Genomic DNA, 25,514 nt, shown 5'->3' on the forward strand with positions numbered 1-25,514 from the left:
TTTCCCTCACAAAGAAAAGGACCCATTATGACAACCCTTCTTAAGCAGTGCTTAGTCGGTGTAGCCTCACTGTCGTTAAGCCAAATGTGTTTCGCTCAAGATGATGAAACAGTCTGGGTGACAATTGATGCCCTAGCCGCAAAACATTTTCAACAAGATGCGCTAAGTAAACAAAAACAAACACGTAACCTCGCTTTGCAATCGTCAGTTATAAATGATGTAAACTTTATGCGTGTCAATAAACAGGATATAGCAGGGTTAAGCGAGTTTATGCACGATAACTACCATCGCTGTGGTGGTTTTGTGGCTCATGAATCTCTTGCCGATGCCGAACTGTATACTCAAAAGCTAAATAGTGTTTCACAACTTGCTTCGACGCGCAGCTTTGCAAGTTATACTATTGATAACGCTACGACAGTCAATGCGTTGCTTTCATCAATTAATGCAAGTGAGCTTACTGATACAGTGAATAGTATGATGAATTTCCATAATCGATACTATTCAGTGCAAAGCGGTGTAGATGCAGCTCAGTGGTTAAAAAATCACTGGCAACAAATAGCAAGTAGCCGTAGTGATATTAGCGTCGAATACTTCAATCATAGCTTTTCACAGTCGTCTGTTGTTGTGACTATTCCAGGTGCTGAAAAAGCCGATGAAATTGTCGTGATTGGTGGTCACCTAGATTCAATAAATCAATCAAACCCAAGCAATGGGCGTGCGCCTGGTGCAGACGATAACGCATCAGGCATTGCTGTGCTTACCCAGGCCTTAAAAGCGATTGTTGATAATAACTATCAACCTCAACGAACTATCCAAATTATGGGGTTTGCTGCAGAAGAAGTCGGCCTTCGGGGCTCTAAAGATATTGCCCAGAGTTATAAATCACAGGCTAAAAATGTGGTTGGTATGGTGCAATTTGATATGACAGGTAATAACGGCAGCAGCACAGACATTGTGATGATGACAGATTACACCAATTCACCACAAAACCAGTATTTATCGCAATTACTTGATGCTTATCAACCAAGTGTTAGCTACGGTTTTGACCAATGCGGTTATGGCTGTTCAGATCATGCATCTTGGTATCAGCAAGGCTTTGCCGCCTCAATGCCATTTGAATCAAGAATGAGCGATATTAACCCTCTCATCCATACTTCAAACGATTCACAGTTCGACGCGCAACATGCCAGCAAATTTGCCAAACTGGCTGTGAGCTACCTTGCTGAAATGGCAAAAAATGCCGGTGATGTTGTGAGCGAACCAAGTAATGAACTTGAAAATGGTGTAGCAAAAACGGGTTTATCTGCGGCTGCAAAACAGCAACTATTTTTTACCCTTGAAGTGCCAGCAATGAGCAACAACCTAGAGTTTACGACACAAGGTGGTACAGGTGATGCCGATTTATATGTCAAATTTGGCAGCAAGCCGACTTTACAAGATTTTGATTGTAAAAGTACAACATCTTCAAGTAACGAAAGCTGTGCGATTTCATCAATACAAGCGGGGACTTATCACGTTATGGTTGAAGCATGGAATGAAATTGCTGGTGTTGCATTAACGGGAAGTTATAGCCAAAGCTCTGGCAGTACACCTATAGACCGCACAGAAACGAATGTTAATGTACCCATTGGTACTTGGCAGAGGTTTACTCAAGCGATCCCTAGCGGTATGAGTAATCTAACAGTGACTATTTCTGGGGGCAGTGGTGATGCTGATTTATATGTTAATTACGGCTCACCTTCGACGAGTTCAAATTATCAATGTCGACCTTATAAAAATGGCAACGAAGAGACATGTCAGATTAGTAATCCTCAAGCGGGTACTTGGTATATAGACTTGCAAGGTTATAGCTCTGCATTGGGTGTGACACTCACTATAGAAGCACAATAACCCATGTTTTTAATGATGAGGAAGCCTTGCTTCCTCATTTAGTCTTGCCCTAGGTTAACCAGTTACGTAAAATCTGCCCACCACTTTTAATCTTATTGGCGAAGTTTATCAAACAACTTTTCAGTGCCACGGGCCCGCTTGCACTTTCTCTTGATGGATACACTCCAAGACAGCCACAAATTGACATGGCTGTTGCGGTTGATGATGCCTTGAAAAAACGTCACCAATTAGTGGTTGAGGCGGGAACAGGTACAGGTAAAACTTATGCTTACTTAGCGCCTGCGTTAAAATCAAAAGGTAAAACTATCATCTCAACGGGCTCAAAAGCACTGCAAGAACAGTTGTTTCATCGTGATTTACCCAATTTAGTAAAAGCACTCAGTGCCACGAAAAAAGTAGCCCTATTAAAAGGCCGTGCAAATTATTTATGTACCTATCGCTTAAGTCAGCACGTTGCGCATGTACCAACAGATGATCCAGATGTCATGCATCAACTGGCGATGGTGGCAAAGTTTGCCAGTGAAACGCGTTCTGGCGATTTAGCAGATTGTGTTGGCATAGAAGAAGACGCCAAAGTACTGCCTTATGTTAGCTCAACTGCTGATAATTGCTTGGGTAAAGAGTGTCCCGATTTTCAAGATTGTTATATTCGTAAAGCGCGCTTAAATGCGATGGAAGCCGATGTGGTGGTGATCAACCATCATTTGTTTTTTGCTGATATGGCTGTGAAAGACACGGGTTTTGCTGAATTGATGCCTACTGCTGATGCCTATATTTTTGATGAGGCTCATCAGCTCAGTGAAATTGCCAGTGACTATTTTGGTGAAAGTGTTAGTACTAAAAAGCTGGTGGATTTAATCAATGACTTACGCGCGATTTACCGTGCAGATATCCCCGATATGCTGCAATTAGGTAAAACCCTCAATAAGTTAGAAACTAGCGTGGCAGATTTACGTCTGCAGTTTGGCTTAGATGGCAGTCGCGGTGACTGGCGTGAAAAGTTGGCCGATAAAGCTATTTGTGCAGCACTGCACCGCGTGATAAGCGACCTCGACTTTTTATATCAAGTGTTGAAGTTATGTTTAGATCGTAGTGAAAAAATAGAGCATCCGTTTGAACGTACACTCGCTTTTAAAGGTCAGTTAGAACGTGTATTTGATACTGCACAAACAGGCTATAGTTATTGGTACGAAACCACTCGCCGATACCTAACGGTAAACATTACACCACTTAATGTATCGGCTAAATTCGCACAAATGATGAAAGACACAGGTGCAGGTTTTGTGTTTACCTCGGCGACTTTATCGGTCGATAACGAATTAGCGCACTTTAACGCTAGCCTTGGTTTAAAACCTACGCAAAGCATGATTGTTGAAAGTCCGTTTGATTATCAACAACAAGCACTGCTTTGCTTACCGCGCTACTTACCTGAGTCTCACGCGAATAATATGCCCCATGCTATTATCAAGCTGACCCTTGAGTTGATTAAATCAGCAAAAGGTCGCTGCTTTGTGCTGTTTACAAGTTATCGCATGATGCACTTAGTGGCGGAAGGTTTAACCACGCAAATGGATTATCCAGTTTATATGCAAGGGCAAATGTCAAAGCGCATTATCCTTGAAAAGTTTACCCGCCATGGTAATGCCGTTTTACTCGGTACAGCCTCATTTTGGGAAGGCGTGGATGTTAGAGGCAGCACATTAAGTTGTGTTATTATAGATAAATTGCCGTTTGCCGCGCCGGATGACCCATTGTTGCAAGCAAAAATGCAAGATTGCCAGTTGCAAGGTAAAGACCCATTTGCACATATTCAATTACCCCAAGCAGTGATTGCATTAAAGCAAGGAGTAGGGCGGCTTATTCGCGATAGTAAAGATAAAGGTGTGCTGGTTATTTGCGATAACCGCTTAGTAACGCGCCATTATGGCCAAGTATTTTTAAAAAGTTTGCCACCCATGCGCCGCACGCGTGATTTAGCAATGGCAAACGCGTTTTTAGAACAGATCAATTAGAGTAACTTAGATGATTAAACACAATATTCTTGCCTTAGATGCATCAACTGAAGCTTTATCGCTGGTGCTACATTATCAAGGGCAAACATTTCATCATTTTGAAGAGTGCCCACAGCAGCACAGCCAAAAGATCTTGCCTTTAATTGATGAGTTACTCGCAAAGGCAGAATGTAAATTAACCGATTTAGATGTGATTGGGTTTGGTCAAGGGCCTGGAAGCTTCACGGGCGTGCGTATAAGTGTTGCGATTGCACAAGGTTTAGCTTATGCCGCACGCTTGCCTTTGGTTGGGGTATCAACATTACAGATGATGGCGCAACAAGCGTTTGAGCAACATCAAGTACGTGATGTGTTTTCTGCGATTGATGCGCGTATGGGTGAGATTTATTACGCTCACTATAAAGCAAATGAACATGGCTTAATGCTACTTGTTGATGAAGAGCAAGTTATTAAACCTGAGTTGCTAACGCTACCTGAAATGGCTGCAACAGCGGTGGGTACGGGTTGGCAGACCTATCCTTCGCTTGTTACAGAACTTGCAAATGTAAGCTTGTGTGAAAACATCTTATTGCCTGATGCGAAATACATGCTGGCCTCTGTTGAATCTGCTTTTGCTAACGGTGAAACGGTAACTGCTGCGAATGCACAGCCTAAATATGTTCGTGATACAGTGACTTGGAAAAAGCTACCAGGCCGAGAGTAATTGAAAGAGCAACGGGACTTGCGTGCCCGTCAGTTATGGCTCATAATTTAGTCATGTTTGATGTGGAAATACTCGTTTGACTTTACCTATTGGCTCAGGCTTTTATACCGGTGACATCCCTGGTCAATATAGCCGTAAAAATACCGTTACTGATACGTCTAAGGCGATACCAGATCGAACGGCTGAGCAAAAATCGTCGACAGAGTATGTTAAATCGAGTCCTCAAGCTGTTGTTATTGCCGATAAGTTTAAAGCTGAGTCGCAAAACTATCAGCAAACAATTTATGACAAACCAAGCAACCCAAAAATAAGCCGTGCAATTTCAACCTATACGGAATTTGCTAACTTAGAGCGTCGCGCCGAAGTGCAAAGCCTTATTGGCGTTGATGTATATGCTTAACTAATTGCTAATATTGAATTCACAAAAAAGCCTAAACAAAATGTTTAGGCTTTTTTTTTATGATTGGATAGTATTTCGAAGGTATATAAATTACAGCTTAATAAAATCAATCAGCTTGTCGGCAATCGCAGTATTGTTTTGCGAGCCGTAGAAATCTTCAGCACGTTTACCATAGGCAAACACTTGCACATCAATAGCGGTGTGGCCGCCAGTAGTCCAACCCGTGAAGCTGGCATGGTTAATGATATCTTTAACTGCGAGTACTAATGCTTTATTGCCCATTTTCTTCGCTTCGCTGAGCTTAATCGCATTTGCTTCAGTAAACTCGATATCAGAATACTTTTGCCATACCGATTTCAAATCTTCGCTTTCAAGCAAGGCTTTTGTGATGGTACCCGCCGTTGCTTTTACACCCTTAACAACGTCAGTTTCCCACTTATATTGACCATGAGCACCCAGCGTTAAACCACCTGTTGAGTGATCGGCAGTGATAACAAGGAGGGTATCAGGGTTTTTATCTACATACGCTTTTGCTTGTTCAATCGATTTAGCAAAGTCATCCATTTCGCCCATTGCACATGCGATGTCGTTTGCATGACCACACCAGTCAATTTGGCTGCCTTCGATCATCACAAAGAAGCCTTTGTCGTTTTGACCATCAAGTAAATCAAGCGCTTTAGTTGTCATTTGCGTAAGACGAGTCGGATTTTCGTCAAGTGCAAAAGGCAAGCCCACTTCAGCGAATAAACCAAGTGCTGGAACTTGTTTTAAGTCATTCATTGCTGCAAAGTCATCGCTGTACTGATAACCTGCTGCTTTGAATTCTTCAACTAGATTACGGTCTTCACGAACATAATATTTAGTGCCGCCACCTAACATTAAATCAACCGGTAATTTACCCGCGATTTTGTTATCGATATAGTCGTTAGCAATCTCGTCGTAGTTACGGCGTGATTCGTTATGTGAGGCAAAGCTTGCTGGTGTTGCGTGGTTGATTTGTGATGTTGCCACGAGTGCTGTTGTCATACCGCGCTCTTTAGCAACTTCAAGCATAGTTTTTACCGGTTTTTTATCAGTATCAACAGCAATTGCGCCATTATAACTTTTATGACCACTGCTAAGCGCTGTTGCACCTGCTGCGCTGTCAGTTACATAAGTATGATCGTCAGGATAAGTGTGCGCCATACCACGTAAAATCGTATCGAAAACAGTTGGGTCAACAACTTTAGTATTTGGATCATCTTTAAAGTAACGATATGCAGTTGTATATGCTGGGCCCATACCATCACCAATCATGTAAATAATGTTTTTTGGTGCTGATTCAGCCATTACTGAGCCTGCTGAGCATAATAATGCTAAAAGACTTAATTTTAATTTCATTGATGTAACCTTATTATTGTGCCCTTATTTATACTGCGAGGATTATTGTATACTAGCTAGACGATAAATAAACGCCTTTAAGTTGAAACGCTTAATAAATAGGAGTAATTGTGCAACCTTTTTCTTTTCAAACTGGCACTCAGACATTACGTGGCTTAACCTTTGGCCATGGCGAAGAGGCTGTTGTTGCCTTACATGGCTGGCTTGATAATGCACATAGTTACATTCCTATGTTAGAGAATGCCAAGCTCAATCATACTTGGTACTGTATAGACTTCCCTGGCCATGGTTTATCTGATTGGCGAAGTAACGATGCCCATTATTACTTTATTGACTACATTGACGACGTATATAAGTTTATTGAGTCACTTGAAGTGAGCAAAGTGCATTTAGTTGGCCATTCAATGGGCGCTATGGTTGCTGGCGTTTTTGCCAGCTGCTTCCCTGAAAAAGTAGCATCGGTGAATTTTCTTGAGGGAATCGGGGGCGTTACAACAAACAGTAATGATGTCAGCAGTCAGCTTCGTAAAGCAATATTAAATAGAGCAAGAGTCAGTACTAAAGGGCCCAGGGCATTTGAGTCCAAAGCGCACATTATTAGTGCAAGGCTTGCCAGTGGCGACCTTGAATACCCACAAGCTGAATTACTGATGAGCAGAAATAGTTACGAGAAAGCAGGTAAGTGGTATTTAACAACGGATCCTAAGCTTAAAAATCACTCAGGTTTTCGTTTTGATGAAGCACAATGTATTGCAACCATCAAACAAATTGAGGCACCATGCCAGCTAATCCTTGGTGAGCAAGGGTTCCCGTTCGTTAAGCAAAACCTAGAAGCATATGGCAAATATTACAAGGAGTTGAAAATTCATCAGATACCTGGCGGTCACCATTGCCATATGCAAAATCCTGCATTAACCTTAGAGCACATTCATGCATTTATTGAGCACTATAAAGCAAGTTAATTGTATAATTGCACCAAATGTGGGATTATCTGCACCATTAGAGTATTTACTCCATTGTGAAACAGCCTTAGTTAGATTAAGGTTATTAAAAAATATAATTATAAACAGGAGCTAAGAGTGGAAAAAATCTGGCTTAAGCGCTACCCAGAAGGTATGCCTGAAACAATCGACCCTGAGCATTATCACTCGTTACTCGACTTGTTTGAAAAAAGTTTTGCTGACTATAGTGACCTTCCAGCCTTTACCAATATGGGTAAAGAGTTGACCTACAGTGAGCTAGACAGTGCTACAAAACGTGTAGCATCGTATATTCAAAACGACCTTGGTCTAAAAAAAGGCGATAAAGTAGCGGTGATGATGCCGAACTTACTACAAACGCCTGTGACTATTTTAGGTATTCTTCGTGCTGGCTGTGTGGTGGTTAACGTAAATCCACTTTATACCGTGCGTGAATTAGAGCATCAATTAAATGACTCAGAGTCAGCAGCAATTTTCATTCTTGCCAACTTTGCCGATACTCTAGAAAAAGCCCTTCCAAAAACCAATGTTAAACACATTGTTGTTACCCAAGTGGGTGATATGGTAGGTGGTCTTAAAAAGCACATTGTTAACTTTGTTGTTAAACACATCAAAAAAATGGTGCCAAGTTACTCACTACCAGATGTAATCAAGTTTTCAGATGCATTGGCAGGTGATGAAGCAAGCTATAAAAAGCCTGATGTAGATTTAAACGATTTAGCGTTTTTACAATACACAGGTGGTACAACAGGTGTATCAAAAGGCGCAATGCTGTCGCATGGCAACATGGTTGGTAACCTTGAACAAGTTTCGGGCTGTTTAGATACTGTTCTTGAGCGAGGCAAAGAAGTGGTTATTACGGCACTGCCGCTTTACCACATCTTTGCACTGACTGCGAACTGCTTAACCTTTATGAAATACGGTGGTTTAAACGTACTTATTACTAACCCTCGCGATATGCCAGGTTTTGTAAAAGAGTTAGCACAACACAAATTTACTGCGGTGACGGGGGTAAATACGTTATTTAACGGCTTACTAAATACCCCAGGCTTTGCTGAACTAGATTTCTCAAGCTTAAAAATGTCACTTGGCGGTGGTATGGCGGTACAGCGCCCCGTTGCTGAAAAATGGCAAGCTGTAACGAAAACCAAATTAATGGAAGGTTATGGCTTAACTGAGTGTGCTCCACTTGTAACAGTGAGCCCATACGATCTTGAAGGTTATAATGGTTCCATTGGTTTACCTGCACCAAGCACTGATATTAAGCTTATGCTTGAAAATGGTGAAGAAGCAGCGAAAGGTGAGCCTGGTGAGCTTTGGGTTAAAGGTCCGCAGGTTATGCAAGGTTACTATAACCGCCCAGATGCAACAGCCGAATGCTTAAAAGATGGTTGGTTTGCAACAGGTGATATTGCAACTTACGATGATGAAGGTTTCTTCTATATTGTTGATCGTAAGAAAGACATGATTATCGTATCTGGCTTTAATGTTTTCCCAAATGAGATTGAAGAAGTTGTTGCTATGCACGATGGCGTGCTTGAAGTGGCAGCGATTGGTGTTCCTCATGAGGTAAGTGGTGAACAAGTTAAAGTTTTTGTTGTGAAAAAAGATCAATCTTTAACTGAAAAAGATATAATAAAGCACTGTCGTGATAATTTAACGAACTATAAGGTACCTAAACTCGTTGAGTTTAGAGATGAATTACCAAAAACAAACGTTGGTAAGATTCTAAGAAGAGCCTTAAAGGACGAAAAGAAATAATTAAAGCCGGCATCAGCCGGCTTTTTTATGTTTCCTATAGGAGTGTAAGTGCAATATCAACTGATCGAAACACAAAACCAATTAAATGATTTTGTAGAAAAAATTACAGGTAAACCGGTACTGGCAATTGATACCGAGTTTATGCGTCGTCGCACACTGTATCCTGAAGTTGCACTTATTCAAGTATATGATGGTGAGCATTTAGCGTTAATCGACCCACTGGCTGAGTTGTCGCTTTTTGATTTTTGGCAAGTACTTAAAAACCCAGAAGTGCTAAAAGTACTGCATTCACCATCAGAAGATATTGAAGTGTTTCAAAAGTATGCTGGCTTTGTACCAACGCCGCTGTTTGATACCCAATTTGCACTGCAAATTTTAGGACATGGCAATTGCATGGGCTTTGCGCACATGGTGAGAGAGTTGCTTGATATCGAAATTGATAAAAGTGAATCGCGCACTAACTGGTTACAACGTCCACTCACAGAAAAACAGCTAGATTACGCCGCTGCCGATACGTATCATTTACTGCCTTGTTTTGAAATTATCAAAAAACAAATTGATGAAGCTGGCTTTTTTGACATAGTGCTCAGTGAAAGCGAGTTAGTTGCGCAAAAACGTGCCTATCAAACCCCTGCAGAGCAGCTTTACAAAGACATTAAAAATGCATGGCAATTACGACCGCATGATTTAGCTGTATTACGCGAACTTGCTGCATGGCGACGTGAAAAAGCAGAGCGCAAAAACCTTGCTCTTAACTTTGTGGTAAAAGAGCATAACATGGTCGAAATTGCCAAACGTAAGCCAACAAGCTTAAATGCACTTCGCAGAGTCCCTGGTGTTGAGTCGATGGAAGTTAACCGCTCTGGCGTCGAAATTTTAAAATGTATTGAACGTGGTAAAGCCATCCCTGTAAGCGAGCAACCAGCTCAATTAAAACGTTTAATTGATTTTCCGGCATACAAAAAAGCCGCTAAAGATATTAAACAAAAAATTACTAAAGCTGCAAAAGAGCAGGGTATTCCTGAAGATGTATTAGCCTCTAAAAAACAGATTAATCAACTTATCAGCTGGAATTGGAAGCTCGATGATGAAGAACGTAAAGCTGCGTCAAAGCCAGACCTTTTTAACTCATGGCGCTATGAGTTGGTGAAAGATGTACTCTTTGCTTGGGAAAAATAAGGCTCGTTTAGTTTAAAAGAGCTTTGTTGTGGCTTTGTCTGATATGTGGCAGAGCCAACTCAAATACTATAAGTTCATCATTATAAAGTGTTTTTTGTTATAAGCTAGCTCTTTACTAATCGCCTAGTCGCCCATTAAGAAAGCGAATTAATCCATCTTGTTTTTCTTATCCATTCTCGCATAATTGGAAAGCCAGAGTTTGGACAAGTCATGTCCCACGCTTGCAATAACGGTTGACCAAACAATCCGCCATTTTCAAATAAATCGAAAAGGTTTTGTGCAGATCCTTTGTAAGACTTTTCATGGAAAATGAGCTCCATAGGTAAGCCTAAATATTTTACTGCAGCAACTGACCAAGCTGTAGCGGCGATTTCTTCACCATGCATTGCTTGAGGCTCTCTCTTAATCGATAGACCATTTTTGTAAACATCACCCGTTAGCTGCTCGCGAAAAATAGGTTCGCACACAGCGATATGGCCTGCCTCGTGTAAAATATCTCCGGGATACTTAAGCTTATTTATATCTATTTGAAGAATTCCATTTTGAATAAATAACCCAGGTAAAAGGGTTTTATTTTTAAGGTCAGTCATTTCATAAGCTATTTTTATTTCTGTTAAAAAATTTAAAATAGTCTCAATATAATTTTTCATATTAGAGATCCTCTCTAAAAAATGAGGGAAGAACAGTGAAAACTTTTTGGAATGCTATAAACGTGGATCTCGAAAGTTTATTTTCGAGAATGAAATAACAAGCTATTTTCCATCTGAAAAGATATTTTTTCAAATTTGTTCATGGCAAGCTTTTCTGTGATTTTCTCTTCAAATACTGGCTGAATCCTAGCAAATAAATATGGTTAATAATATTTACCACACTTGATAGTATTTTCATTTTATTAATTTATTTTATGCCATTTTTTCAAAGTAGCACTAGGTAATTGGTAATGCAATGTCCTGTAATAAAGTGTAATAAATAATTTGTTGTTTTAAGTGTACCCTTAAATTGTAAATAACAGTATTAAAACTATACTGATGTAACTCGCTTTGATCTAAAACAGCGTGACATTGTTTAGTTAAAGATAAAATTATCTATAACTATAGGTATTGGCAATTTAACAAATCTGAGTTTTTATTACATGGATAGAATAGACGGTACAAACAATAAGACTTTATACGATTTCGCTAACCCTGAGATAGACACGTTACTCAAACACTCTGTCAGAACACAGTTGGAATCATTGCTGAAGACTTCTATTAGTGTTGAACAAAGGCTCGTTGTATTGCAACAGAGTTTTGTTGAAGCTATGACGTTGGCACTTTCTGAAATAACTGCCCCTCACACTCAATTAGTGAAAACATTTGAAAATATGTATGACCAAGCAGTGCTGTCTATGGCCGTTGCGGGATTAAGCCAAGAGCAACTTACGCATCAGTATATTTCAGCGACGGGTTTGATTATGTCACCCTATAACTGTAAGCACACAATAAAGGATATATACCGGATAAAGGGATATGCACGCGGGCTCGATAAAGCAATTCAAGGTAAGTTAAAAAATAAATCCTCAATTAATGTGTTGTATCCAGCATGTGGCCCTTTCGCCCCTTTATTACTACCTTTACTTAGTTATTACAAAGAGACTCAAACTTTCAAGCCGAGCCAAATCCAAGTGACACTTGTGGATATTCAGCCCGGTGCAATATTAACCCTTAAACAGCTCGTTAGTGATTTACAGCTAGAAGAGTATATTTCACTTATTGAAGAGGCCGATGCGACCGTATTTGAGCCAGAAAATACGATTGATCTTTTAGTGTTAGAAGCGATGCAACATGGTTTTACGAAAGAGGGTCAATTAAGTATTGCTAAACATTTAGTAAAATACTTATCCATAGACGGTTGGATGATCCCGCAAAATGTGTCTGTAAAAGGTATGATGGTTGTTGGGGAAACTGAGTTTAATCAGCAATGGAAAACTCAAGAGTTTAGTCATTCAAGTAATGTAGCTAATGAGGCACAACAAGACCGAGTGGAACTGGGCGAAATCCTTAAGATCAATAAGTCTACTTTGTTAGAAATGCACGAGCTTGAACTTGAAGGCGGCATAAAAGTAATCCCTGCGAATCAAATTGTACTACCTAAGGGTGTCGAAGATATGAGCAAACGTATCTTTGCGGTCTATGCCCACATAGAAACCTTCGCGCAAGAAGAGGTTGGCCAATATGATTCAGGGATCACACATCCAAGACCAGATAATAGCGTTTACATAGATCTTAAACCTAAAGATATTGAACATACTCACTTTGTTGCTAGTAGCGGGGATACCATTCAGTTTTACTATCAACTTACTGGGCTGCCGGGTTTTGTGCCTGTAAAAGTACAGGAGAGTATATGATGCAAAGGTATGCGGTGTTTACGGGTAGTTGCCTTAGTGTCCCTGTCATCGAGTATTTAGATCAAGTTGGACTGCTGGCATGTGTTGTGTTGCCAGATTCTGGTGAAAACTCAGACCTCTCACAATTACAGCAGTGGTTAGAGCAAAAGCAGGTAGTCATGCTGAAGTATGACAAAAAAGATGACAAGCCCCTCATTAAGCAACTAGATCACATGGGCGTGGAGTGCGGTGTCATTTATTTGTTTAGACATAAAATTAAGACAACACTTATCCAGTATTTTCAAGAACACTTAGTCAATATTCATCCAAGTCCACTGCCGGATTATAGAGGGCCTCAACCGATATATTGGCAGCTCCGTAAGGGTGAAAGTAGTACAAAACTAACTCTTCATAAAGTAAATGAAGAGTTAGACAGTGGGGATATTGGTTGCGAAGTCGAAATAGATATTCATCCTTTTGATACTAATAAGTGTCTTCACCAAAAAATGGCTCAAGCCTTGCCATATTTAGTTTCTCAGTTTGTCCAAATCGAGCAAAGTGGTGGTGCAGTATGGCGACAACAAGAGCAAGGAACAAGCCTTAAAACTGCACCACAAATTATACACTCTGATTTATTGGTAGATTGGCGACAACATAGTGCAAGAGAAGTCGCCAATATGGCACGAGCGGGTAATGCAGATATCGCGTGTGCATTGTTCCAATATCGCCAAAATGTATTTCAGTTGCTGCAAGCAACGCCTGTTGAATGTAATTTGGTTGGTGTCAAAGCAGGAACGGTTGTGCAATTAGATAAAAATGCAGGGCTTGTTGTTAAAACCGATGATTGCGCCGTGCGCTTAGATATCATAGGCGCGCAACAAGGTGTATTTGATGGCTATCGTTTCGCATTGTTATTTTCGCTTGAACCTGGTATGGAGCTTAGCTGCGGTGCTAATTATGAAAGTAGAGTTATTTAAGATCAAAACGTATTGATAAATATAAGCTAATTTTTAGAGGCTTAGTTAAGATAGAACTGATAGTGGCTTGTCTGGTGTATTTATCAATTCTGCATTCTAACTATGCGCTGACATTAACCTCAGAAGCGAGATAGGTATGAATATAAAGATCAATCTAACTAATCGTTATGATTTTGAGTTGCTCATTTACCCATTTAATGGGGGCAATTATCCACGTGCAAATGATGCACAGAAGGTTGCCCCTAAAGAGGGAAGGGGGGAGATTGTGGTTAAAAGCGGTGAGTGTAGCGTTGTTGATATACCCGGAATGGGTTCACTGCTGGTGCAGTTTTTAGGAGAACAAAGACTGGAAAACATTCACGATCGGTTTTGTGAGGAGCCGAGTAACTTCGACAAGTATGAACAAATGGCTTTGATACGCTACAAAACGACAGAGTTATATTGGCGTTTTCCAAGCAGTGACGACGATGCGCAGTTGCAATTAAGTGTTAATGAACTAGGTACGGTTTGTTTAGATAAAGTACTTTCCGGTGAGGCGCTTAAGGTTTCGTTACCAGAGTTTTTTATTCCTCCAGTATTTAATGCAGGGTTACCAGGTACAACAACCCCCGATCCTGAATAAATTGATCCATATAAAATTTTAAGTAATGAGTAGTAAGCAGTAAAAGAAAAAAGAGTAACTAAAAGGCTTGTGTTGCCGCTGATTTCGTAACAACACAATCACAACAAGGTATGTAAATTATTTAGAGGAATCAACATGGCTACTGAACCCTTTATTGGAACTATGACAACTTTTGGCGGCACATTCACGATTGAGAACTGGGCAATGTGTTTCGGCCAAATCCAAGCAATTAGCGATAACACGGCGCTGTTCTCATTACTTGGAGCCCAGTATGGTGGTGATGCTCGCAGCACATTTGGCTTGCCTGACTTGCGTGGGCGTAGTCCAGTTGGACATGGGCAAATGCCTGGCGGACAAGACTATAGGCAAGGTTTTAAAATGGGTCGCGAGTTTATCACTTTGACAGTTCCACAAATGCCAACACATACCCACACCGCTGTTTTTACAGCTAGTGGCGATACTGCTGCGAGTGGCTCTTTACAGGTGGCGACTAATCCTGCGTCGACAGGAACACCAACATCAGACACGTATATAGGCGCAAATACTAGTCCAGGTTTCTTTAAACCAGGTTTGGGTGGAGCCGATTTAGTTGAGATCAAAGGGCTAAATATTCAAGACGGTGGTTCTGGTGGGGGAACGGTTACAAACCTTGATACTGGCTCTAGTTCGCCAGTTAATATAGTTAACCCAGTATTACCGCTCAATTGGTTAATTGCTTTGCAGGGAATTTATCCCTCTCGTGCATAGTTGTTTGTCATAGGACTAGCTTTCCAACAGAGTTAGTCCTTTATGCATTGTGGGTTGAAAAAATTATTTGATTTTAGTGCCGTTATAAAAATTAATGTGCCTACCACGTAGATGGGATTGTTTAATGTCTCTTTTTTGTTGTGTAAATATAAATGTTTGGTCGAGTTATGAATAGTAAGCATCTTTTAAGCTCTAACTGGGGGCGATATCACCTATTGAATGGTAAGTTTAACTTTACGAAACTTACTTTGCTTTTATCTGCGGTTTTTAGTACTAGTGCAATAGCAAGTACATTTACTTTTGATAATAGCGCAAATAATACAGGGGATGGCTCGACTACGTTCACTTCAACCAGTGACGGTGTGACGCTGACAGCGACTCAATCTGCAGGTAGAACAATTAGTTACCAAAATGTTTTATCGGGGTTTATGGTACCAACTACTTCTCAGTCCGGAGAAACTTGGACGATGTCCTTTAGTTCGAATATTAGCATTACGCAATTTGATCTCGGGCAGTTTAGTGGTGGTGGAGTTGGTGGAACCTATACGTTTACTCCAGATAGTGGAACGGCAGTTACAATTTCTGATAATGACCCTGACTGGAGTGGTGACAGTTTAGCAACATTAACGGCATCCGACTGGACCTCTGTATCAACGGTTGTTGTTAGTTATGTGGGTGGAGGGTTCAATGGACACAATTTAGGCATTGACAATATTGAGTTTATGCTGGCGCCTTCAGATAGCACTGCACCACTCATTAGTGAAGTGACACCTGTTACTACCCCAACTAACGATAACACGCCTAATTACACATTTACTACCGATGAGGCTGGTACCTTGTCTGTAGGTGGTAGCTGTGGTACGTCGACATCTACAACTATCGGTGGTACAGGTAATCAAACTATAACTTTAACTCAAACTGATAATTCAACAGCCTTGTCTGACGGCACCTACAGCAACTGTACTATCACTGTGACCGATGCAGCTAATAATCCTAGTTCAGTTTTGAATATAACCAGTTTCACAGTGGATACTACAGCGCCAGCGGTTGCAGAAGTGACCGCAGTGACCACTCCAGGGAGTGACAGTACTCCAAGCTATACATTTAGTACCACTGAAACGGGCACACTATCAGTAGGAGGGAGTTGTGGCACCTCAAGTTCAACAACGATTAGTTCAACAGGTAACCAAACCATTACTCTGACGCAAACCGATAACAGCACACCGCTCGTCGATGGTACATACAGTAATTGTACGATTACAATAACGGATGCTGCGGGTAATGCTAATACGCCACTGGCGATAACTGCTTTTACAATTGACAGTATAGGGCCTACGTTTGATGGGACAAATTCGACGCCAAGTGATGATGCTACAGGTGTTGCAGGAAATGCGAATATCGTTGTCGACTTTAATGAAAATATATCCCTTGGAACGGGGAACATTACTATTCGTGACATCAGTGGTAGTAGTGACTTTGAAGTATTTAATGTAACAACTGAGAGCGATGGTACGACGACAAGCCCAAGTGCCGGCCGCATCGGTATTACAAATGATAAAATTTATATAAACCCTAGCAATAATTTAACGGGTAATCGTAACTACGCTATTCGTATTGATGCAACTGCTGTTGATGATTCTGCGGGAAACAGCTTTCTAGGTATTAATGATGATACAAGCTTTAATTTCTCGACAGGTAACACTGCACCTGCAGTTGATTTAGATTCAACGAGCGGCAGTGACGATAGCAGTGTATCATTCTCTGAAGGGGCTGGAGCGGTAAATATTGCAGCGAATGCGGTTGTGACAGAAACAGATGGCGACACGATAACAACCATTACCGTAAGTCTTACAAACGATCAAGATGGTGTATCTGAAGGGTTAAATATTAGTGCATCAGCCCAAGATGCATTGACGGGAGTTTCAGGGTCGTCTGATATTACGCTACAAGATACAATATCTATAACGGGTGCAACTGCTTCTGCTGCAGAAGTGCAAACCTTCCTACAGGCCGTCACTTACAACAATACTTCCAGTTCACCGAATCAAACGTCTAGAACCGTCACCGTTGTCATAAATGACGGTACAGATAATAGTACCTCTCGCACAGCGACTATTTCTGTGAGTAATCTCACAGCGGCGAGCAGTACTGCAGCCAGTTTTAATACAACAAACGGCACGAATTTATCTCCAGCAATTACCTTCACCAGTGATGATGAAACACTGACTATTGCTGATCCCAGCCATATTGTCGGCTCAATTGCAGATGGTGGCGCGGGTACTGATATCTTGTCTGTAGCAACAGGCTCTAATCTAGCTAATTTTACGACATTAACTAATTTCGAAACATTAACGCCAGAAAATGATGGATCTCTGACACTTACAGAAACGCAGCATGATGCGTTTACCACGATCAATGGCTCAGGTACTAACCAATTTACAATATCGAGTGCTGATGGAGATCAAACCCTAATCGGTGATAGCGATATCGAGTCTTATGTGCTGGGTGCGGCAATGAGCTTTACACTGGCTAGTTCTGCGCAGAGTGTTACGGGAAGCACGGGAGTTGATACTATAGATGTTGCAGGTTTTACGACGACAGGTACGCTTGCAGGTGGTGCGGGTACAGATACGTTACGAGCGGATACTGGCGCAAACATCAGTGGTGCAACGCTTAGCAGCTTTGAGTCATTGACCTTGAGTGATAATGCGTCAGTCACTATGACGGAAGCTCAGCATGACAGCTTCTCAACAATCACAGCTGCGGCAACCGAGACGATTACAATCAGTGATGTGAGTGATGGTTTAACGGGTAATAGTGCAATTGAAACTTACATACTTTCAGCAGCTAACTCCTTTACGCTCGGAGCTGTTGGGCAAAGCGTAACAGGCAGCAGTGGTGACGATACAGTAAATGTAGGCACATTGAATGCAACGGGAACGCTGGCTGGAGGAAGTGGTACAGATACACTCATACTCAGCAATAGTGGGAATATTGCTGGCGCAACGGTTAGTGGTTTTGAAAATTTATCAGTAGCAGAAAATGGTTCAGCTACAATTTCGGTAGCGCAATTATCGTCGTTTACCGGAACAGTTTCTGGTAGTGGAAGTGAGTCTTTAACACTGTCAGGCGACGGTGATATTACCACTATTTCTGCGATTGAGAGTTATACACTGTCCGATGATTCTACAAACGCACGAACAGTGACAGTAAGCAACACTAACCACTCTGTTACAGCTACTTCAACTTCAGACGCAGTGATATTCGATTTAGGTTCGCTTACTTACACAGGCACAATCACGGGTGACAATACGACTGCGGACACATTATCTTTGGGTTCTGGTGCTGATATTACCGCTGCAACTATCAATGGAGTAAGTAATTTAACGGTAGAATCGGGTGCCAATGTTGCAATGACAGTCAGCCAGCACCAGAGCTTTAACGGTACATTGACAGCCAGTGGGTCGGAAACTATTACGCTAAGTGGTGACGGGGATATAACAGCACTAACAGGTATCGAAAACTATCTGGTTGGTGATGATAGTTCTAATACTCGAACAATCACAATTTTAAGCGGTACGACATCTGTCACAGCTAATTCAACCTCAGATGCTATCACATTTGCTATCGGCGGAAGTGCCTACAGTGGCACATTAACTGGCGATAGTAGTGTTGCTGACAGTCTATTAGTAACTGATGGTGCAGACGTCAGTGGTGGTGTATTTAATAGTATAGGAACGCTCAGCTTAGCGAGTGGTGCAAGTGTTGCTGTTGATGCTGAAAATTTAAATGATTTTACAACTGGGATTACTGGCAGTACAGGCATTGAAACACTAAACCTTATGGATGGGGGAACCTTTGACTTTGCTACAACTAATGTTACGGGGATCGAAGGGATCGCAATTGGCACTAATAATTTAGCAACAATTAATTTAACTGATAACTTCAATGCAGATACACAAACAGTGTCTGTTACTAATACCACTGGCAGTGCAATAACTGCTGATCTAGTAATTGATGCTTCAGCGTTTGTTGGCGATGTTCTTGAAATTACCGCTGCTGACTTCGATGGATCAGATACCATGATTGGTGGTAGTGGTGCAGATACTTTCCGCCCAGGTGGGGGAACAGATACCATCACAGGTAATGGTGGAAATGATAACTTTATTGGTGAATCAAGTGATTTGAATGGCGATACACTAACAGATCTGAGTATTGGTGACGTAATAACGATTACTGGTATTACTGGATTATCAACCAGTAATGTGCGTTTTAATGGCAGCAGTACTCTTGAGATTGATACTGATGCTACTGACTTCTCAAGTCCTGAAATATCACTCTCACTTACAAACTCTCCAGCGAGTGATCTTGTGTATACAGTTGCTGATTCGGGCAGTGATACTGTGATTACTTTTGGATCTTCAAATAGTGGCCCTGTTTTTAGTGGCTTGAATGGAGGAAGCACGTTTACTGAGGGCGGTTCAGCGATCGTAATTGATGCCAATGTCACAGTCGCAGATAGTGAGCTAGACGCACTTAATAGTGGCAATGGTAATTATGATGGCGCATCGGTAACTATCGCGCGAGCGGGTGGGGCCAACAGTAATGATCTCTTTACTAACACAGGGTTGCTGGGAGCATTAACTCAAGGTGGTGCGCTGAGCTATAATAGCAATGTGGTGGGAGCGGTAACCACTAATTCAGCAGGAACATTACAACTTACTTTCAACAGTAATGCGACTTCAGTTATCGTTGATAGTGTGTTGCAAGCAATTGGCTACATTAATAATGCCAATAACCCTGCCTCACCAGTCACGCTTAACTATACTTTTAATGATGGGGTGATAGATAGTACGGGCACCAATCAGGCGATTGTGACAATTGTACCTCCAAGTGTTCCGTCGAATAATGCACCTGTCATTTCAGGTCAACCTATTACTTCGATAGATGAAGACACACTTTATAGCTTTACGCCTTCTGCGACAGATTCAGATGGCGATAGCTTGGAGTTCAGTATAACGAACTTACCATTATGGGCTAGTTTTGATAATACGACGGGAACAATCTCAGGCACGCCAATTGAGGGACAAAGTGGTAGTTACGATAATATTGTTATTACAGTCTCTGACGGTGAACTTGAATCAGCTCTACCTACATTTAATATTAGTGTGAATCCAGTTAATGATGCACCTGTTATTTTCGGTGTACCGCCTATCGAGGTGAAGCAAGGTGAAAACTATAGTTTCACGCCTACCGTTGAAGATGTGGATTCAGATACATTCAGCTTTTCTGTCTCTAATCTACCTGCATGGCTGAGTTTTGATACTTCTACGGGCAGACTGTCAGGCACGCCTGATATTACTGACATAGGTAATTATGAAAATATTGTCATTAGTGTCAGTGATGGTTCATTACAAGCAAGTTTAGAAGGGTTCTCTATCCTTGTTACTGCGACTAACGCAGCGCCAGTAGCCAATGACATGCAGAGAAATGTCCAAGAAGATGGGACAACGAGCTTTGTGGCAGATGTTCAAGACGCCAATGATGATTCATTAGTTATCGAACTTATCTCGCAACCTGAAAATGGTAACGTACAAGTACAAGGGACGATTTTTACTTATACACCGAGTCCAAATTTTAATGGCAATGATACATTTACTTATCGTGTTTCTGATGGACAATTATCATCTAATGACGCTTCAGTGGTGATAAATGTAAGTGCGGTAAATGATGTCCCTGTGGCGAATGACGATAACTTTAATTTTGCAGCCGTATCTGATAATCAATATACATTATCAGTACTTGAAAATGACACCGATGCTGATGGCGATGCATTGCGTATCATTGGTGCAAAAGCGTCGATAGGCACAGTATCTATCAACAATAACACGTTGAGTTATCAAGCAATTGAGAATACTCAAGGCCCAATTCTTATTCATTATATTATTGAAGATGAGAATAAAGCTCGAGCTGAAGCGACCGCAACGATTGCTATCAATAGTGATGACTCGTCAGCAATGCCAGTAATCACAGCCCCTGCAGATTTAACTGTCAATGCAACGGGTTTATTCACCAAAGTTGATTTGGGGATAGCAATGGCGTTTGATAGCTCAGATAATCCTCTACCTGTTTCGCTCGTACGTGGAGCCCCCATTTTTGCACCGGGTAAACACTTAGTGTACTGGCAAACCGAGGATAATGAAGGTCAACAAGTAACGACAAGTCAGCAATTAAACGTCAATCCTCTTGTATCATTACAAAAAGATAGTCGAGTTGCTGAAGATAAAGAGCATGCCGTTAAAGTGTATTTAAACGGACCTGCTCCAAGTTATCCAGTGGTAATTCCTTACACTGTATCTGGCACAGCGGACAGCGCTGATCATGATTTACAATCTGGCGAACTGGTTATTAGCTCTGGCGTGTCGGCGAGTATTCCACTAATGATTTTTGCCGACAGTAGTGATGAAGGTAACGAAACTATCGTTATAACACTTGGTGACTCCGTAAATAAGGGCGCAAAATCTACTTCAACGGTGACAATTGTCGAAGACAATGTCGCGCCAAATATTGAGACCTTAGTTTTACAGAATAATCAACAACGCAGCATTATTACTGCTTCAGATGAATTGGTGACAATTACCGCAAACGTATCAGATCCAAATCCAACGGATGAAGTAACTGTTGAGTGGGATTCTGCGCCAGAGTTTGTAAATACTTCAAATGATCCGTTCATTTTTGAGTTTAATCCAGCCGTTGTAGCTTCTGGTATTTACAAAGTACGTGTTACTGCAAAAGATGATGCAGTACCAAGTTTGTCGACTATGAAAGATGTTTATATTGAAGTAATACCGTCACTACCTGAACTGACTGCGGTTGATAGCGATGGCGATTTAATACCTGATGATCAAGAAGGGTATGTTGACTCTGATAGTGATGGTATTCCTGATTTTATGGATGCAATCTCTGATTGTAACGTAATGCAAGAGCAAGCATTAGAGTCGTCACAATTTTTAGTAGAAGGAGACCCTGGAGTATGTCTACGCAAAGGGGCTACGGTCCCGCAAAATAATACGGGCGGTTTGCAGTTGCTAGAAACAGAATTACCGGAAGATCCAACTGCAAGCAACACTGGTGGGCTATTCGACTTTATAGCAACGGGTTTACCACAAGTTGGTGATACCTACAGTATTGTTTTACCGCAGAGACAACCTATTCCTGTAAATGCTGTTTATCGGAAATTAATTAATGGAGATTGGCAGAACTTTGTAACTGTTGACGACAATGAAGTACTGTCAGCACAAGGTGAAGTAGGTTTCTGTCCTCCGCCTGGTAGTAATGAATGGACTACAGGGCTATCTGAAGGGGATTGGTGTGTACAACTACGTATTGTTGACGGTGGTCCAAATGATGATGATGGTGTTGCCAATGGTAGTATTGTAGACCCTGGTGGTGTTGCTGTACCAACCACAGGAAATAACGCCCCAATCGCGAATGCGGATGCTGTGACAATTATGGCTGAGGAATCTGTCGTTATTGATGTGATCGCCAATGATGAAGACATCGACAATGATACCCTTACCATTACTGGTGCAACGGTTGATTTCGGTACTGTTGTCATTGAGAATAATCAGCTTGTTTACACGCCTATAGTCGGGTTTATCGGGGATGCGACTATTCAATACAGTATCACTGATGGGATGGGAGGAACGGCTAATAGTACTGCAATTGTGACTATTAAAGTTAATCAAGCTCCAGTGACACAAAATGATAGCGCATCTACCAATGGAGAAACCATCACAATTGATGTTTTAGCTAATGACAGCGACCCAGAACAAGGTGAACTGTTCTTAGTTTCGGCTACTACAGAATTTGGTACCTCCGTTGTTAACAGTGATGGTACGTTGAGCTACTCACCAGCGAGTGGTTTTGAAGGGGTGGATACCATTAACTATATTGTGAGAGATGCACAAGGTGCGCAATCTCAGGGAAGCGTTTCAGTAACCGTTGAGTTAAAACAAACTGTTAATGTGAGCAATAAATCATCAGGTGGTGGCCTTGGCATGATCACTTTGCTCGTTGTTTCTGCTTTTGTTGTGAGACGTAGAGTGTCTCGGTTACCGAGTTTTGCTTTTCTATCCGCTAGTTGTGTATTAGCAAGTTCAGCAGCCGCGGAAGATTGGCAAGTGTCTGCAACCCTAGGTCAAGCGACAGCCCAAAGTTCATATCCATCTGAGCAATGGGTACAAACCGCTATTGATGACGAAAGCGTTAGTTGGTCCGTTGGTGCTTTTTATAATTTAAAACCTAATTGGAAGTTGGGCATTAGATATATTGATTTAGGCGAAGCGAGTGTTAATTTTTCTAAAGAAACGAGTAACCCAGAGCAAGCGCATTCAGAGGTTTTAGACAAAGCGCCAGCCTTACCTAATGGCTTGGCAATCCAAGCTAACTACTTAGTTGATTTAGTCTCATCGCTCAAAGGGGAATTGTTTCTAGGTGCGTATCACTGGAAATATAAAATAAACAGTCGTAGAGATAATTTAAATACTATCGTCAAACGGGATGAAGGAACTGACCTTTTTATTGGCGCAGGTATCAATTACCAAGTACTTGATTCGGTTAGTATTGGTGTTGACTACACGCGGTATTTTGTTTCTAAGAATGATATTAATGAAATTGCTTTTTCAATGAACTATCAATTTTAACTGTTCAAAAGCCAGCACTTTTGTGCTGGCTTTTTTATTAGAGTTAGCCGGTAGAGCAAAAAAACACGTGGAGTTGAATTAGCAAAGCCATACTTATTTTTACAAAAAGTGTGGGCCTATAATACCAAGCTCTTTAGCGATTATTTAAAATCTTATCCAAGTTCTGTTTTGATTTAGCAACGCTTTGTAGTGGGGTTAATCCGCTCGGATATTCTTCTTGTTCAAGCACTAACCACTTGGTGTTGCCGTGAGACTCTAAAGTATCGATGATGGCAGGCCAATCAATGTTGTTTTCACCAATAATCGGGCTCATGTTGCTGCCCTCAGTCGTGCGTACTTTAATGTGCGTTGCAAGTGTACGGTTAGGGTACTTTTTAATAAAGTAGATTGGATCTTTATCTGCGTAATTGATCCAGCCAATATCTAACTGCAATGGCATAGTTTTGGGTGTATTACTGGCAATATAATCCCAAAACGTTGCGTTATTAAAAGCATTAAACTCTTTATTATGATTGTGAAAACCGATCTTCATATCAAAGCGGCCTGCATAATCACTGACTTTAGTGAGTTCTTTAACCAGAGATTTAACACCTTCTGGGTGCCATGCTCTTTCATCCCAAGGTACATAAAGTGTCGTAACGCCAAGAGTCTTGTAAAACAGCAGGGTGTTATCAATTGTGTTTTCACTGAGTGCATCAAAGCCTATATGGGCACTACTGGCGACTAAGCCTAATTCACTGAGCTTTGCTTTTAAGGCTGCTGGGTTATTTGAGTATGGGCCAAAATCTCCGGCAAACTCCACGCCGTCAAAGCCCATTTCTACAAGAGACTTAAGCGTACCATGAAAGTCATTTTTTAAGGTGTCTTTGACTGACCATAACTGCACACTCACTGGCAGTTTTGCGAATAATTGACCACTAAATACAAGGCTAAAAATGATCAATAAAATGCGGGTTTTAAACATACTTACATCCTAAAAAAGCAGGGGGGAGCTCCCCTGCATTAAACTGTGTTATAAAACAACACAAGGGGGAAAGTTAATCGGTATAGGCGTACTCGCTTAAACCAAGCTCATCTAAAACCTGATCTAAATGAGCTTTTGCTTCATCAGAAGGACCAGGGTAATCACCTGCAATAGGAACATTGCCAAGGTAACCTATGTCTTTACAGCCTTCAGGTGTACAGAAAAAGGCTGCGAGCACTAACTCTTTAAAGCGTAAAAAGGCTTTACCAATACGCTGAAATTGCAGAGGTGTTTGTTCGTTTAAAAACGCAATATCGTCTAAAATCTCGCGATGTTGCTTTTCGTTAAGCGCAACAAATTGCTTTTTAAAACGAAGCTGTGCTTCATCGTTAAGCCACGCGAGTGAATTTAAAATTTTAATTCTATCGCGTTGTTGGCCTTCATACGGTGCGCTCACCCACTCATTAATAACAGCCGGTACTTGTAGCTCACTGGCTGAAGGAATATCTCCTTCACGCGGCACAATGTAATCAGATAAAAGCGCTACTAACGTGAGTTCGTCTGCTGTTAAGGTCAGCGGCCAAGGTGATTCTGGTGGCATCACCAAATTAGGATCTTGACCATACCCTTTAGCGGTTACAGGCTTGATATCTAAATCAGGCCAATGCTCTTTTGCAGAGACAACAACGTCATCTTCCAGTGCTTTTGTGCAGCCAGCAGTTAAACCAACAGCCGAGCCCGCAGCTAATAGGCCAAGCCATTTTAAAGACTCACGGCGGCTCATGTTAGAAACATAGTTATATGAGTCGTGTTCGTTACGATGATGCAT

The 25,514-nt window shown here is 41.3% G+C and carries 16 protein-coding genes; 12 read left to right on the top strand and 4 right to left on the bottom strand.

The window, feature by feature from the left end; genetic code table 11:
- The first annotated feature begins 27 nt into the window (after nucleotides 1–27).
- From LY624_RS18145 to LY624_RS18160, 4 genes are all read left to right on the top strand, one after another.
- The gene (locus tag LY624_RS18145) at nucleotides 28–1,890 is read left to right on the top strand and encodes a M28 family metallopeptidase (RefSeq protein ID WP_130152253.1); all 1,863 of its coding nucleotides are present in this window, start codon (nucleotides 28–30) and stop codon (nucleotides 1,888–1,890) included.
- Nucleotides 1,891–1,985: 95 nt separating this feature from the next.
- A complete protein-coding gene (locus LY624_RS18150) occupies nucleotides 1,986–3,902 on the top strand; it encodes an ATP-dependent DNA helicase (protein WP_130152252.1) in 1,917 nt (638 codons plus the stop codon).
- A gap of 10 nt (nucleotides 3,903–3,912) precedes the next feature.
- Nucleotides 3,913–4,605, top strand: coding sequence for a tRNA (adenosine(37)-N6)-threonylcarbamoyltransferase complex dimerization subunit type 1 TsaB (tsaB, locus tag LY624_RS18155; RefSeq protein ID WP_130152251.1), 693 nt, complete (start codon nucleotides 3,913–3,915; stop codon nucleotides 4,603–4,605).
- A gap of 76 nt (nucleotides 4,606–4,681) precedes the next feature.
- Nucleotides 4,682–5,005, top strand: a complete 324-nt coding sequence (locus LY624_RS18160) for a hypothetical protein (protein WP_130152250.1) — start codon at nucleotides 4,682–4,684, stop codon at nucleotides 5,003–5,005.
- A gap of 90 nt (nucleotides 5,006–5,095) precedes the next feature.
- Here the strand turns inward: LY624_RS18160 and LY624_RS18165 are convergent, their stop codons facing one another.
- The gene (locus LY624_RS18165; RefSeq protein ID WP_130152249.1) at nucleotides 5,096–6,385 is read right to left on the bottom strand and encodes an alkaline phosphatase; all 1,290 of its coding nucleotides are present in this window, start codon (nucleotides 6,383–6,385) and stop codon (nucleotides 5,096–5,098) included.
- 110 nt (nucleotides 6,386–6,495) lie between these two features.
- Between LY624_RS18165 and LY624_RS18170 the strand changes: the two genes are divergently transcribed.
- The 3 genes from LY624_RS18170 (at nucleotide 6,496) to rnd (ending at nucleotide 10,305) form a co-directional block, all read left to right on the top strand.
- The gene (locus LY624_RS18170; protein ID WP_341804722.1) at nucleotides 6,496–7,347 is read left to right on the top strand and encodes an alpha/beta fold hydrolase; all 852 of its coding nucleotides are present in this window, start codon (nucleotides 6,496–6,498) and stop codon (nucleotides 7,345–7,347) included.
- Nucleotides 7,348–7,464: 117 nt separating this feature from the next.
- A complete protein-coding gene (gene fadD / locus LY624_RS18175; RefSeq protein WP_130152247.1) occupies nucleotides 7,465–9,126 on the top strand; it encodes a long-chain-fatty-acid--CoA ligase FadD in 1,662 nt (553 codons plus the stop codon).
- 48 nt (nucleotides 9,127–9,174) lie between these two features.
- Nucleotides 9,175–10,305 (top strand): ribonuclease D, encoded by a 1,131-nt coding sequence (rnd, locus tag LY624_RS18180; RefSeq protein WP_341804723.1) that lies wholly within the window; start codon nucleotides 9,175–9,177, stop codon nucleotides 10,303–10,305.
- Nucleotides 10,306–10,439: 134 nt separating this feature from the next.
- Here rnd and LY624_RS18185 read toward each other — a convergent pair whose 3' ends face one another.
- Nucleotides 10,440–10,955 carry a hypothetical protein gene (locus tag LY624_RS18185; RefSeq protein WP_130152245.1) on the bottom strand — a complete coding sequence of 172 codons (516 nt, stop codon included), beginning with the start codon at nucleotides 10,953–10,955 and terminating at the stop codon, nucleotides 10,440–10,442.
- A 482-nt stretch (nucleotides 10,956–11,437) separates the two neighbouring features.
- Here LY624_RS18185 and LY624_RS18190 point away from each other — a divergent pair, with 482 nt between their 5' ends.
- The 5 genes from LY624_RS18190 to LY624_RS18210 all read left to right on the top strand — a co-directional run bounded on the left by LY624_RS18190 (nucleotide 11,438) and on the right by LY624_RS18210 (nucleotide 23,721).
- The gene (locus tag LY624_RS18190) at nucleotides 11,438–12,691 is read left to right on the top strand and encodes a hypothetical protein (RefSeq protein ID WP_341804724.1); all 1,254 of its coding nucleotides are present in this window, start codon (nucleotides 11,438–11,440) and stop codon (nucleotides 12,689–12,691) included.
- Nucleotides 12,688–13,647, top strand: coding sequence for a formyltransferase family protein (locus LY624_RS18195; RefSeq protein WP_341804725.1), 960 nt, complete (start codon nucleotides 12,688–12,690; stop codon nucleotides 13,645–13,647). The genes LY624_RS18190 and LY624_RS18195 overlap by 4 nt, the downstream gene beginning before the upstream one ends.
- A gap of 136 nt (nucleotides 13,648–13,783) precedes the next feature.
- The gene (locus LY624_RS18200; protein WP_130152242.1) at nucleotides 13,784–14,269 is read left to right on the top strand and encodes a hypothetical protein; all 486 of its coding nucleotides are present in this window, start codon (nucleotides 13,784–13,786) and stop codon (nucleotides 14,267–14,269) included.
- Nucleotides 14,270–14,404: 135 nt separating this feature from the next.
- Complete coding sequence (locus LY624_RS18205) at nucleotides 14,405–15,016, top strand: phage tail protein (protein ID WP_130152241.1); 612 nt, start codon at nucleotides 14,405–14,407, stop codon at nucleotides 15,014–15,016.
- A 167-nt stretch (nucleotides 15,017–15,183) separates the two neighbouring features.
- Nucleotides 15,184–23,721, top strand: a complete 8,538-nt coding sequence (locus LY624_RS18210; protein WP_341804726.1) for an Ig-like domain-containing protein — start codon at nucleotides 15,184–15,186, stop codon at nucleotides 23,719–23,721.
- 133 nt (nucleotides 23,722–23,854) lie between these two features.
- Here the strand turns inward: LY624_RS18210 and LY624_RS18215 are convergent, their stop codons facing one another.
- Nucleotides 23,855–24,685 carry a sugar phosphate isomerase/epimerase family protein gene (locus tag LY624_RS18215; protein ID WP_341804727.1) on the bottom strand — a complete coding sequence of 277 codons (831 nt, stop codon included), beginning with the start codon at nucleotides 24,683–24,685 and terminating at the stop codon, nucleotides 23,855–23,857.
- Nucleotides 24,686–24,758: 73 nt separating this feature from the next.
- Complete coding sequence (locus LY624_RS18220; RefSeq protein WP_341804728.1) at nucleotides 24,759–25,514, bottom strand: gluconate 2-dehydrogenase subunit 3 family protein; 756 nt, start codon at nucleotides 25,512–25,514, stop codon at nucleotides 24,759–24,761.

The sequence above is a fragment of the Pseudoalteromonas sp. N1230-9 genome (genome assembly GCF_032716425.1).
Classification (GTDB): domain Bacteria; phylum Pseudomonadota; class Gammaproteobacteria; order Enterobacterales; family Alteromonadaceae; genus Pseudoalteromonas.

Excerpts from the sequence above, each read along its gene's own strand:
- LY624_RS18145 (WP_130152253.1), top strand. The coding sequence starts at position 28 with ATGACAACCCTTCTTAAGCAGTGCTTAGTCGGTGTAGCCTCACTGTCG.
- tsaB (WP_130152251.1), top strand. The coding sequence starts at position 3,913 with ATGATTAAACACAATATTCTTGCCTTAGATGCATCAACTGAAGCTTTA.
- LY624_RS18165 (WP_130152249.1), bottom strand. The coding sequence starts at position 6,385 with ATGAAATTAAAATTAAGTCTTTTAGCATTATTATGCTCAGCAGGCTCA.
- LY624_RS18185 (WP_130152245.1), bottom strand. The coding sequence starts at position 10,955 with ATGAAAAATTATATTGAGACTATTTTAAATTTTTTAACAGAAATAAAA.
- LY624_RS18190 (WP_341804724.1), top strand. The coding sequence starts at position 11,438 with ATGGATAGAATAGACGGTACAAACAATAAGACTTTATACGATTTCGCT.
- LY624_RS18195 (WP_341804725.1), top strand. The coding sequence starts at position 12,688 with ATGATGCAAAGGTATGCGGTGTTTACGGGTAGTTGCCTTAGTGTCCCT.
- LY624_RS18200 (WP_130152242.1), top strand. The coding sequence starts at position 13,784 with ATGAATATAAAGATCAATCTAACTAATCGTTATGATTTTGAGTTGCTC.
- LY624_RS18205 (WP_130152241.1), top strand. The coding sequence starts at position 14,405 with ATGGCTACTGAACCCTTTATTGGAACTATGACAACTTTTGGCGGCACA.
- LY624_RS18210 (WP_341804726.1), top strand. The coding sequence starts at position 15,184 with ATGAATAGTAAGCATCTTTTAAGCTCTAACTGGGGGCGATATCACCTA.
- LY624_RS18215 (WP_341804727.1), bottom strand. The coding sequence starts at position 24,685 with ATGTTTAAAACCCGCATTTTATTGATCATTTTTAGCCTTGTATTTAGT.
- LY624_RS18220 (WP_341804728.1), bottom strand. The coding sequence starts at position 25,514 with ATGCATCATCGTAACGAACACGACTCATATAACTATGTTTCTAACATG.